The sequence below is a fragment of the Terribacillus sp. FSL K6-0262 genome (assembly GCF_037977385.1).
Classification (GTDB): domain Bacteria; phylum Bacillota; class Bacilli; order Bacillales; family Amphibacillaceae; genus Terribacillus.
Genome location: NZ_CP150277.1, coordinates 2074651 through 2086084, shown reverse-complemented (window position 1 = coordinate 2086084; position 11434 = coordinate 2074651). Strand labels below are relative to the sequence as shown.

Annotated in this window: 12 protein-coding genes; 1 reads left to right on the top strand and 11 read right to left on the bottom strand. The window is 47.6% G+C overall.

What is annotated here, in order from left to right:
• Nucleotides 1-37 precede the first annotated feature (37 nt).
• The 9 genes from MHI54_RS10775 to MHI54_RS10735 all read right to left on the bottom strand — a co-directional run bounded on the left by MHI54_RS10775 (nt 38) and on the right by MHI54_RS10735 (nt 8990).
• The gene (locus tag MHI54_RS10775; protein WP_095214407.1) at nt 38-1216 is read right to left on the bottom strand and encodes a hypothetical protein; all 1179 of its coding nucleotides are present in this window, start codon (nt 1214-1216) and stop codon (nt 38-40) included.
• Nucleotides 1217-1301: 85 nt separating this feature from the next.
• Entirely contained in the window at nt 1302-2156 is an 855-nt protein-coding gene (locus tag MHI54_RS10770) for a VOC family protein (protein WP_095214408.1), read from the bottom strand.
• A gap of 106 nt (nt 2157-2262) precedes the next feature.
• Entirely contained in the window at nt 2263-3447 is a 1185-nt protein-coding gene (locus MHI54_RS10765; protein ID WP_095214409.1) for a NupC/NupG family nucleoside CNT transporter, read from the bottom strand.
• A 197-nt stretch (nt 3448-3644) separates the two neighbouring features.
• Nucleotides 3645-5717, bottom strand: coding sequence for a Na+/H+ antiporter (locus MHI54_RS10760; RefSeq protein WP_340081457.1), 2073 nt, complete (start codon nt 5715-5717; stop codon nt 3645-3647).
• A 106-nt stretch (nt 5718-5823) separates the two neighbouring features.
• On the bottom strand, nt 5824-6702 hold the full coding sequence (locus MHI54_RS10755) for an aldose 1-epimerase family protein (RefSeq protein ID WP_095214411.1): 879 nt from the start codon (nt 6700-6702) through the stop codon (nt 5824-5826).
• Complete coding sequence (gene yidA / locus MHI54_RS10750) at nt 6699-7520, bottom strand: sugar-phosphatase (RefSeq protein WP_095214412.1); 822 nt, start codon at nt 7518-7520, stop codon at nt 6699-6701. The genes MHI54_RS10755 and yidA overlap by 4 nt, the downstream gene beginning before the upstream one ends.
• A 76-nt stretch (nt 7521-7596) precedes the next feature.
• On the bottom strand, nt 7597-8025 hold the full coding sequence (locus tag MHI54_RS10745; RefSeq protein ID WP_095214413.1) for a GNAT family N-acetyltransferase: 429 nt from the start codon (nt 8023-8025) through the stop codon (nt 7597-7599).
• Between the two features lie 36 nt (nt 8026-8061).
• A complete protein-coding gene (locus tag MHI54_RS10740) occupies nt 8062-8328 on the bottom strand; it encodes a hypothetical protein (RefSeq protein WP_095214414.1) in 267 nt (88 codons plus the stop codon).
• Nucleotides 8322-8990, bottom strand: coding sequence for a peptide-methionine (S)-S-oxide reductase (locus tag MHI54_RS10735; protein ID WP_095214415.1), 669 nt, complete (start codon nt 8988-8990; stop codon nt 8322-8324). Before MHI54_RS10735 ends, MHI54_RS10740 begins: the two co-directional genes overlap by 7 nt.
• Nucleotides 8991-9312: 322 nt before the next feature.
• On the opposite strand from MHI54_RS10735, the gene hisA reads away from it, so the two are divergent.
• Nucleotides 9313-10068 carry a phosphoribosylformimino-5-aminoimidazole carboxamide ribotide isomerase gene (hisA, locus tag MHI54_RS10730; protein ID WP_095214416.1) on the top strand — a complete coding sequence of 252 codons (756 nt, stop codon included), beginning with the start codon at nt 9313-9315 and terminating at the stop codon, nt 10066-10068.
• A 30-nt stretch (nt 10069-10098) separates the two neighbouring features.
• Here the strand turns inward: hisA and MHI54_RS10725 are convergent, their stop codons facing one another.
• Both MHI54_RS10725 and MHI54_RS10720 read right to left on the bottom strand, forming a co-directional pair.
• Nucleotides 10099-10437 carry a hypothetical protein gene (locus MHI54_RS10725; protein WP_095214417.1) on the bottom strand — a complete coding sequence of 113 codons (339 nt, stop codon included), beginning with the start codon at nt 10435-10437 and terminating at the stop codon, nt 10099-10101.
• Between the two features lie 91 nt (nt 10438-10528).
• Nucleotides 10529-11422, bottom strand: a complete 894-nt coding sequence (locus MHI54_RS10720) for an NAD-dependent epimerase/dehydratase family protein (RefSeq protein ID WP_095214418.1) — start codon at nt 11420-11422, stop codon at nt 10529-10531.
• Nucleotides 11423-11434 lie beyond the last annotated feature (12 nt).

Below are 11434 nucleotides of genomic sequence, written 5' to 3'. Positions count from 1 at the left end.
AACCGTTATCAAGCTGCCGGAAACCTATATCTCCCTTTTATTTCCGTACGTATACCAGCTCATATCGATTTTCTTCCCGCAATGCGATCCAAGCTAATTGCAGCTCCAGTACATCGGCAATCCGCTCCTTTGCTTGTCCATCAGAAACTGGTTCCCCGTGTTGAATAGCAACCGGCACTCTGTCGATGATACATTCCCTGACCAGTCCGGAATGGATACCAACATGGATGCTCGCTTCCACTCCTTCAACAGGAATACCAGACTTCGTATAAGCAAAAAGGAAGATGTATGCCGGCTCGAGCTCATCCTCGATTGCCGTATCCGCGGCCAGCTGTGCACCTGCGTGTTTCCACTCTTCCAAAGGCTGGTCTGCGACTGCTGCAAGAAAGCGGACGGCCTGCTGCCTTAGCTCCTCCTCCGTCCATTTCCTGTCTCTGCTCCATGGTGTGGCCCCAGAGTAAAACAATATATCCTGATTCTTCCGGACGGCAACCTGGTCTGGTATTTCCTCGATTGGATGCTGATCCACAATGGATTTCTCCGCCCAAAGCTGTACACCATGTCCGTTATGATAATTGATGAAGTCATCCGTCACACCCATCAAACTTGCCCAATCCCCCGGTTCAGCTTCCATCTCGATATCCGAAAGCATCGGCGGAAATTCAGCATATAGTATCGTACCGTCTGCATGCACACCAATAACCTGATCCGACAGCTTATAAACTGCCTCGTCACCTTCGGCCGCAAGCATGATCGGTGCTTCAGCAAGCAATTTCCCTTTCGCTTCCTCAACATCCATCACTGCCTCACCGCCGATCAACTCATACGGCATACGATAAAGCTGTGCTGCCGTTACGAATCCCGAATCGTGCACCTCTACCGATAATCCCGCCCCGGGTATCGGCAAGCGGTGAATCGGATCCGTTTCTGCAAGTCGGATCACTACGCTATTTTCAGCTTGTTCCTCTTGGATTGCATCAGCTGCTTCCGGATAAAAAACACCAGCAAATCGTTCGGCAATCTTCCGTGCATCGATCCCGGCTGCTGCTGGCAGCATCATCTGTAAATCAAATCCGATAAGGCCGCCATTGCCATCTATATCCACCACTCCGCAAGGCTCCCCTTCGGCTGTCAATAGACGGAGAGAACTGCCCTCTGCCGAAAACTGCACGTCAGCAGGAATGAATCCCTTTAGTTTCTGTATCAATTCCTTCATCCATAAACCCCTTTTCACTTGAGTTCTATCATTATGTCATATAAATGAAAAGAGACACAACAGCTGCTGCTGTCATGCCTCTTTGTCACTGTCCATGCAGGACCAATCTCACAGTCGACCCTACCGGATCCATCAATGTATATAGATTCTTATCTTTTTTAACCGATAATCCGGCCGCCTCTGCCCTCGCTGCTGCTGCCAGGAGTTTCTTTTCATCCGGAAAGACGATACTGAACCAATCCATACCAGCTTCATCCGGATTGATGGAAGGAGCATTGGATCCATGCCATGTATTCAGCCCAATATGATGATGGTAGTTTCCCGTAGATACAAATAAGGCACCAGGATATCCGGATACGACTGTCTCGAAACCGAGTACATTATTATAAAAAGCAGCTGCTTCACCTAAATGGCGCATGTATAAATGGATATGCCCTATGATGGTACCATCCGGAAGACCATGCCATTCTTCCTCGGATGCTTCTTTCAATAAACTATCTCCATCAAGCGGATCAGTTGTCATCTGTATCTCTCCATCATGCCATTTCCAGCTCGTGTCCGGCTTGTCTGCATATATTTCAATACCATTGCCATCGGGATCATTCAGGTAAATCGCTTCACTGACGCCATGATCGGATGCGCCGAATGGCACTCGATTCAGCACGTAATATTTCACAAGATCAGCTAAATCCGCCCTGGATGGCAGCAGCAGCGCAAAATGATATAAGCCAGCATGACGATCCGGTTTTCTTTTAAGCCCTTTTCCCTCCTCAAGATAAAGCAGGACTCGGCCTTCCGTTCCCAGCGATACATTCCCTTGCCACTCTTCTATGATTCTCAAACCAATAACTTTTGTATAATACGCAACAGATTGTGCTAGATCTGCTACACGGAGTTTCACTTGACCAATATAAGTCAGCGGTGGTTGTTGATAATGCATACAGGATCCCCCTACACTTACTTTATGTAAGCAAGTATATTTAAGATATTTATTTACGTCAAGTAACAAAAAAGGACACCACGCAATGCGTGATGTCCTTTTCGTTTTATGGCATCAATAGACCAACAATCGTTGCAGATAGGAAGCTGACAAGCGTAGCACCATAAAGCAGCTTCAAACCGAATTTCGCTACAACATTCCCTTGTTTTTCGTTCAACCCTTTCACCGCACCGGCAATGATCCCGATGGAAGAGAAATTCGCAAAGGATACAAGGAATACAGATACGATGGCAATAACGCGTTCACTGAAAGCAAAATCTCCGCTAGATAGAGTCTGCATCGCAACGAACTCATTGGATACCATCTTTGTAGCCATGATGCTTCCTGCATCAACAGCTTCCGTCCAAGGCACACCCATCAGGAATGCGAATGGAGAGAATATATAGCCAAGCAGGTCTTGGAAGCTGATGCCAAAGATTCCGGAGAAGATACCGTTGATCATAGCAATCAGCGCAACAAAACCAATCAGCATCGCAGCAACGACAATGGCTACTTTGAAACCGTCCAAGATATATTCCCCGAGCATTTCGAAGAAGGACTGCTTCTCGCCTTTTTCTTCCTCGATCATATCTTCTTTCGGATCTACATCGTAAGGATTGATGATGGAAGCAATGATGAATCCGCCAAACAAATTCAGTACAAGTGCTGTCACTACATAACGCGGATCGAGCATTGTCATATACGATCCGACAATGGACATGGAAACCGTGGACATTGCAGATGCGCATAGCGTATACAGACGATGACGCGGCAGCAATGCCAGTTGTTTCTTCAAGGAAATGAATACTTCTGATTGGCCCAGAATCGCAGATGCAACCGCATTATAGGATTCCAGTTTACCCAAACCGTTCACCTTGCTCAGTGCCAGACCGATATATTTAATGATGAACGGGAGTATTTTCCAGTATTGAAGGATACCGATCAAAGCTGAAATGAATACAATCGGCAGCAGTACATTCATGAAGAATACAGAGCCTTCGAAATTCACCAACCCGCCAAAGACGAAAGTGATCCCCTCAGCGGCATATTTAAGTAAAAGATTGAAACCGTCTGAAATTCCTTTCACCAAAATATTACCCACTTCGGTGCTCAATAAAATGTACCCAAGCACGAGCTGCAAGACGATCATGATGATGATCGGACGAATCTTGATCTTTTTTCTATCGGAGCTGGCAATCCAAGCCAATCCCAGAAATACGAATAAACCAATGATGCCGATAATATAACTCATGTTGTTCCCCTTTCGCATATATAGCCAAAACTGCGACGATGTTAGTCATCAAAGTAAAACATATTTTTCACAACGAGTCCTATTATGCCACATTAATTAAACAATACGTAGAACCATATAAAAAATAAATCTATTCGCAATATTCTAACTACCATGCCCAATTTTACAGTCTTGTCCAGGATGGACAAGACTGCCTGTCAGTGCGAGGAATCCATGCTTAAAACGACCATTTCATCATAGGTGACAGCTTCTCTTAGTTTAGCAGCTGTCGCCATGGATATACGTTCTTCTTGCACATATTCATGAATGGCATCCCGCTCCATCCGGATTGCACGCATCCGGAACTTATATAGCTGCTCCTGGAATGCTTCATCGAATTCGAAAGAACGATATCGCCCAATGATCTTTTTATTGTATAACTGCGTCACAATCAAGGATTCATGCCGATTTGAGGAATCGGTCTTCTCCCGGATAGCATCAATCGCTGCCTGGGCACCGGAAATCCGCATATATTTCAATTCATTCCTGATATCCGGATTTCCCCTGAGAAGCTGCTCAGCATGCAGATCCCAGTTCTCTTTCCATTGCTTACGGAACTTACGGCGGATCCGGGCTATTTGAAATGCTCGTTTCATCCTGCTGAAGGTAGTATTGACAATGTATTGCTCCGGCTGGGTGATCAGTACCTGATACAATTGATAAGCTTCTTCAGAAATGGCATTTTTCGCTGCCATGTCCTCCATGCGTCCCTGCTCTGCTTCCCTTCCGACTGTGATCAAGGATTCGATCGTCTGCTTATTCGGATCCTGCAATATCCCTTTTTCCAAATCCACAAGCTGTTCTTCCAAGTCCCGGATGACCAAGTTGACAGATAGCTGTGTCTCCCTGACTGCCTCCGCCTGCAGCTGGTTGATCGTCTGCTGCAGGATCAGACGGTATGCTTCCTTAAAAGGCAGCAGTCCATCATCATCCTTCACCGGTTTCGGAATCATGATCGGCAGCGCAACAGCTGCGAATATCAAACTGAGCAGGATAACTCCTGTTGCCACGAACAAGACAGTATTCCGCATCGGGAACAGCGACCCATCATCGAGATAAAAAGGTATGGACAAAGCCGTTGCCAATGTTATCGTGCCATGAATCCCGCTTGTAGCCATGATGAGGGCATAAAAGCCGCGTCCTGCATTTTCGTTTTCCTCTTCCCTTGGTACAACTTGGTTCCCGATTGCAAAGCGCTCCATCCGGCTCTTCGGAGGTGTCGTAAAAGGTTTATACAAACTATACACCCATAGGAAACGGATGCAGAATAAAGCAAGGAAAACGATGAGGATGACACCAAGCAAACGGCTCATGGCAATTTCATCCGTATCCTGAATTCCCTGATATACTTCAGGCAGCAAGAATCCTAACAGGACAAAAACGAGTCCATTCAATACATATTCAACGATTGTCCATGTATTATTGGACAGGATTTGCAGCTTGGTCGTCGTCTGCTGCAGACGATCACGCTCGATGCCATGAATGATACTGGCGGCTACCACTGCCAGAATGCCCGACACATGCACTTCTTCTGCAATGACATAAAGGAAGAATGGTGTCATCACCTGGAGGACAATGAGCATGGAGTCGTCCTGGAATCCATATTTCATCAATTGCAGCCTGATGGTGACAATCAGATATCCAGCCACCGCCCCAATGACCAGTCCGCCTATGGAGACGAACAGAAATTCACCAGTCGCTCCCCCGATTGAAAAGACACCGGTCAGCGCAGCGGCAAGTGCCACCTTGAACGATACGATACCAGCTGCATCATTCAGCAGTGACTCCCCTTCCAGTATCGGCATTACATTCGATGGCAGCTTCAACCCACGCGTTATTGATTTTACGGCTACATTATCGGTCGGTGAAATCGTTGCAGCCAGAGCAAAAGCCACTGCAAGCGGCATGGATGGAATCAGCCAATGGATCAAATAACCACCGATTCCGACTGTAAGGAATACAAGTCCAAATGCCAGCAATATAATCGGTGTCCGCAGCTGCCACAATTCTTTCCGCGAGGCTTTTTGCCCTTCACTGAACAGAAGCGGCGCGATAACACAGATCATGAATAACTCCGGCTCGAATTCAAGGGACAAGTGAAGCGGAAGTAAAGACGCCGCCAAACCCAGAACAATCTGAATCAGAGCCAGCGGCAGAGGCAATATCTTACTTACTGCGGTCGAAAGGATGACCGCCAACAATAAAACGAACAATACTGTGAAAAAACTCATGTTCCCTGCCCTGCCTAACTTCTATAATATTAGCTAGTTTACCATGATTCGATCCTTTTCAAACCTAAAAAGACCGCTGCCTTTGGAAGGAGCGGCCCTGCTATTTTTAGAAGAAGGTCATTTGATAGGAAGCCCTGAAAGCTGTTTCCGGCGCAAGCTGCTGTATTCCTGTCTTTTGGGATAAAACTCCCGTGGTATCCGTCGTATCGGCGATTCCAAACCAAGGTTCGATACAAACGAAAGGAGCCATCGTCCCCTCCTGTGCATCATACTTGGACCAGATTCCGACGTACGGAAAACCTGGCAATGCAACCGCCACACCATTCCCCTTGCTGGATTGGAGGCGTACCTCCTCTATGTCATCGTACACCAGCGCATCATTCCCGAATAGCGCTGCCTGAATCGGCACAGCTGGCAGTACAGCAGGCTGTCCCTTCTTGCGGATCAATCCATCGACAAGCTCATAAGACGTGACTTGCCCATCCTTTACAGGCTTCAAATGAAGCTTATAATCAGCAGCATCTTCATCTGGTTTAAGCGGGACGCGAAAGGCAGGATGAGCTCCTATGGAGAAGTACATTGTCTTGTCCTTTTCCAGATTATCCACCTTCCAATCCACATACAGCCGATCCTCTTCCAGACGGTAGCCTATCTCCACGCGGAATTCATATGGGTATACGTCCTGGTACTTGCCGTTGGATTCCAAGAAGAATGCTGCAGAACCATCCTGTGCCTCCTTCACTCCAAAGACGGCATCCCGCAGGAACCCATGCTGCGAAAGCTCATATATCTTATCTTCGGCAGTATAGCGTCCGTCCTTCAAACGTCCGACAATGGGGAACAGGACAGGAGAGACCCGACCCCAGTAAGCAGGATCTCCGCTCCACATATAGGAGAGCCGGGTACCCTTATGCAGCACACTTCTCACTTCTGCTCCCATTTCCGCAATCTCGACGCTCAACGATTCATTTTCGATACGGATCATGCTTGTCCCGCCTTCAGGATCTTCTTCCGAATCGCTTCTGCAACGCCATGTGCATTATTGGATGTCGTAATGAAATCGGCGGCTTCCTTCACAGCAGGAATGGCATTTTCCATGGCCACACCGCAGCCGGCATATTGAATCATGGACAAATCGTTACCATTATCCCCGATTGCCATTACCTCTTCCCGCTTGATCCCGAGCTGTTCGGCAAGCTGCTTCACTGCACGCCCTTTACTGGCCTCAGGATGTAGAATTTCATAGAAATACGGCGCGCTTTGGACCATCGTATAACGTGCTTTCCAGTCATCCGGTACATTGGCTATCGTCTCGCTTAAGCGCTCCGGCTCGTCGATGAACATCACTTTCGGTACGAGTACATCCCGGGGAATCTCATCGACAGCCCGGTAGTGGAGCGGCATCTTCGTCATGAATGATTCCAGTATTGTATAGTTGCTGATATCACGGTTCGAAGTGTACAGGTTTTCAGAGTCGAAATAATGCATCGGCGTACCGAGCTTCAGACTGAGCTGATGTAAATCGATGAAATCATCGTAAGATAAGGACAGCTGGGAGACGACCTCATTTGTATGGGCATCCTGGACAAGCGCACCATTGAAGGCAATGACAAAATCCCCATCTTCATTCAGAATCAATTCTTCTAAATAGCGGTATACGCCATGAATCGGCCTCCCGGTACATAAAACGATTTTCACACCCAGCTTTTTAGCTTCCTGGAGCGCCTCATGCACCTCCCTCGTCACTTCATGCTGATCATTCAATAATGTTCCATCCATATCTATTGCTACAAGCTTATACATACTATATCCCCCTTTATTTGTTGGCTGCTATGTATTCTCCCCTATTTAGTATATCGAAAGTAGACACGCTTAGGTGCTATAAACCTTTATAATAAGCTGCGATTTTGCCGAGGAAAGTACAGCCATTCTTCGTAAATACGCGCTGCATCGGTACATTATCGTCGTGGGTACTGCCTTCATATACAGCTGCGCCCATATCCTTGAGCATCCTAAGACTGGTAGCATGCACGATTTGCCCCAGTCCCTTCCCCTGTGCTGAAGGGAGGATGCCGATATAATAGATGCGGCCTTCCTTGTCTCTTCCCGGCTCCAGATGAGGGATCGTCATGGCAACCGGCATCTCTCCCTGATAGACGATTCGGCAGTTCAAACGCCAGCTTTCGCCCAGAAGTGTTCTCACATCATGCAGCTGTTCCTCTATCGAACGAGCAGAGGATCGATTTGCCGACTGTGCCATACAGGATTTCCAGATCTTTAGGAATCTTTCTTCATTTGTTTCCCCCATTCCGATAGCTTCCCAACGATAACACTCGGGAAGCTGCTATTCATCTGTCAGCTGTTTGCCATAGAGATGCTTCCTGGAAAATAACTCATATTCATAATCGAGTAAAAGGCAATGCAGGGTGCCATGACCTTCGTCTTCCAGACACAGAGTCACTCGAGTATGAACGGAAGAGGTATTTCCCATGACACGTTCCGCATCCTCCAGCAGGCAGCGCAGTCCTTTTGCGGAGGCTTCACCGATTTGCTCGATATGAACTTGGTCCGGAAACAGCGTACGCCGAAAACCTGTAAGCGCCTCTACCATTTCAATCCATCCAACAGCTGCTGCAGTCGGGTTATCTCTTCTGCAGAAATATTCCATTGAGCTATTTCCTGCTTGATGGAAGCCAATGTGCCATATTCCCTGACGAATCCATTCAGCCGTGCTGTGAGTATGGAGGAGTGAAATGCTGTTTCATCCGAAAAATGATGCATCAGCTGCTCTGTCGTCCTTTTGAAACGTTTTAAGTAATACTTCTGATGATGCGGCTCGGCCTCGGTGAAATCATGCAAGGGAGAGATTTCGGTATGAATCACCTCACCTTGTTCACCTTCGAGCTGGCGTTTCACGGTTTCCATCATTATTTTCTGTTCAGCATTCCGATATAGCAGGAGACTGATATACTGCCTTTCCTTGTAGACGGGACGGTTCGGATTATGATCACTCCAGAATTTGCGTAGCAGCTGCTCGAGGGAGATTGCTTCCGGATCAAAGGTGACTTCAACCGTTTCTGTATGATCTCCCATCTGCCGATATGTCGGATTGGTCTTTGTCCCGCCCGCAAAGCCTACCCTGGTCCGTATGACACCTGGCAGCTGACCAAAATTTGCCTCCGGGCTCCAGAAACATCCCATTCCGAAAACAAGTGTATCCGTCTGCTTATTTTCTAACATACGCTGTTCGATTTCTTGTATTTTTACATCCATTTACCAATCCACCCTTTCAGTAATCATCCGCAGAAGCAGATGTACCTAATGCGAATATTCCCTTTATCCGGCTGATGATTCACTCATCCATCCAGGTTCCATTTGAGATACAGGACTTTCCAGGCTGGGGGAGAGTCACCCTGCTTTTTAGAATGAGCAGGCTTACAGGAAATCGGTTCACACTTGTCAGATTATCAGATATCAATTTTGCGAGTGCCCGAAAAGATCTAAACGAGCGGGTACCATCAACTTGACCTATGCCCTTCCTTCGTCAGTCCGTTTGCTTTATACTTGGAGCAATAGATAGAAAGAAGGGATTCATTTGCTGTTCCGCCCATGTATCGATTTACATAATGGTCAGGTAAAACAAATTGTCGGCTCTTCGATTACAGCCGAGAACGATCATGTCATCGAGAATTTCGTATCCGCATATGATTCTGCCTACTATGCTGATCTCTTCAAGCAGAAACAAATTGCAGGCGGACATGTCATCATGCTCGGTCCGGGCAATGAGCAGGCTGCCAAGGAAGCACTGCAGGCCTATCCCGGAGGCTTGCAAATCGGCGGAGGCATCCATGCTGATAATGCAGCAGACTTTCTTGATGCCGGCGCCAGCCATGTCATCGTCACCTCTTATATCTTCCATGATGGCATGCTCGATGAAGAACGGCTGCGTAAAATCACTGCAGCTGTCGGCAAGGAACGCCTCGTCATCGATCTAAGCTGTACGCATCATGACGGTAAATGGTTTGTAGCCACCGATCGCTGGACCAAGCGCAGCAGCTACGAGGTCAATGCAAGGAATCTGGAGAAACTGGCAGCATCCTGTGATGAATTCCTCATCCATGCTGTCGATGTCGAAGGGAAACGGAATGGCATCCAAGAAGAGCTTGTTTCCCATTTGGCCGCGCATATGCCCATTACGGCAACATATGCAGGAGGTATTCGATCCCTTGACGATATCGACCTTTTCCGAAAGCTGACAGATGATCGGATGTGCTACACAATCGGCAGCGCCTTGGATTTATTCGGAGGCGATATTCCATTGGATGCCGTATTGGAAAAGGAAAACAGGTAAAGACCCTTCCGAAAACGGAAGGGCCTTTGTTCATTTCAGTTTATCTGTAAAATTCGAAAGCAAATCCTGTGCTTTCTCAGTGAGGTTTCCAACGACATCGTCTGCCTGGTCCGCCAAGCCCTGCGCAGCTTCCGTTCCTTGTTCAGCCGCATCTTGACCTAATGCTGTTCCTTGTTCAGTAAGCTCCGCAGCTTGATCCGCTAAATCATCAACGCCTGCCGCTTCCGTCACTTGATCGGCAGCTTGCTGCGCCTGCTCGGTCACTTGGTCGCCGTTCAGCAGCTCACCCGCTTTATTGACAAGCTCTTCTGGTGCTATATCACTTATCTTATTGCCGATAAGCTCTTTTAAGGAATCAAAAATACCCATATTAACACCTCCTATGGGTTCACTATATGGCATATGGGCAGCACACACAACTCAGACGTAAAGATTCCCACGTAAAGAATCTGTGAACATTCTACAGCTGTGCAGTATATTCCCATACATCCGCCAAAGATGATTCCAAGGAATGATTCGGCTGCCAGCGAAGAGCCCTTATTTTTTCCGCCTTCATCGGCAGCTTTATTTCCATTGCCTCTTCCGTTTCCGTGTGAATGGTAAAGTCAAATTTGCTCACTGTACGGAAAACAGACAGCACCTCTCCCAACGATACCCAGCGTCCGGACGTAATTTCATACGTTTCCCCGGATTCTCCATCAAGAAATAATGTCTCATAAGCCTCCACCAAATCCCGTACATCGATAAAGTCCCGCGTCACAGCCGCATTGCCAATCCGAAATAGCGTTTTCCCCGTTTCTTGATGCTGTCTCAGTTGCTTCGCAAATTGCGTACAGACGCCATTCGAAACGCCCGGACCTATTATATTGGATGGCTTGGCAATCATCACATCGATTTGAAATAAATTATGCCAGGCCAGCCCGACCGTCGTCTGCATTGTCTTGGTGAGACTGTATGGATGAGTCGGCGATGCTGCCCTGTCCAGCTCATCCTGCAGTACACTTCCAGCAATCACCAAGCGCGCCGGTAGCCCAAGCGCCCGAACTGCTTCGACAAGATGAAGGGTCGATCCCACATTTGCTTGCCAGCTTTTGTATGGTGTTTCCCAGGATTCCGGTACACTATTCTCTCCTGCCAGATGCAGGATATAGTCTGGTTTTGCAGCTTCCAGCAGCCGATGGACGGCTTCCTTATCACTCAGGTCAAGCGGGTGAATATGCAGTGCCTCTTGAACGATATCCAGCTTTGTACGCCGAATCACTGCATGGACGATGCAGCCTTTCTTCAGAAAGTGCCGTACTGCATGCTGACCAGTGAAGCCGCTGGCTCCCGTAATCAAAATACGCTTACTCATACGTACCTCCTG

Bases quoted from the DNA above. Each gene is read 5' to 3' on its own strand.
- MHI54_RS10775 (WP_095214407.1), bottom strand. From the start codon at position 1,216: ATGAAGGAATTGATACAGAAACTAAAGGGATTCATTCCTGCTGACGTG.
- MHI54_RS10770 (WP_095214408.1), bottom strand. From the start codon at position 2,156: ATGCATTATCAACAACCACCGCTGACTTATATTGGTCAAGTGAAACTC.
- MHI54_RS10765 (WP_095214409.1), bottom strand. From the start codon at position 3,447: ATGAGTTATATTATCGGCATCATTGGTTTATTCGTATTTCTGGGATTG.
- MHI54_RS10760 (WP_340081457.1), bottom strand. From the start codon at position 5,717: ATGAGTTTTTTCACAGTATTGTTCGTTTTATTGTTGGCGGTCATCCTT.
- MHI54_RS10755 (WP_095214411.1), bottom strand. From the start codon at position 6,702: ATGATCCGTATCGAAAATGAATCGTTGAGCGTCGAGATTGCGGAAATG.
- yidA (WP_095214412.1), bottom strand. From the start codon at position 7,520: ATGTATAAGCTTGTAGCAATAGATATGGATGGAACATTATTGAATGAT.
- MHI54_RS10745 (WP_095214413.1), bottom strand. From the start codon at position 8,025: ATGGGGGAAACAAATGAAGAAAGATTCCTAAAGATCTGGAAATCCTGT.
- MHI54_RS10740 (WP_095214414.1), bottom strand. From the start codon at position 8,328: ATGGTAGAGGCGCTTACAGGTTTTCGGCGTACGCTGTTTCCGGACCAA.
- MHI54_RS10735 (WP_095214415.1), bottom strand. From the start codon at position 8,990: ATGGATGTAAAAATACAAGAAATCGAACAGCGTATGTTAGAAAATAAG.
- MHI54_RS10725 (WP_095214417.1), bottom strand. From the start codon at position 10,437: ATGGGTATTTTTGATTCCTTAAAAGAGCTTATCGGCAATAAGATAAGT.
- MHI54_RS10720 (WP_095214418.1), bottom strand. From the start codon at position 11,422: ATGAGTAAGCGTATTTTGATTACGGGAGCCAGCGGCTTCACTGGTCAG.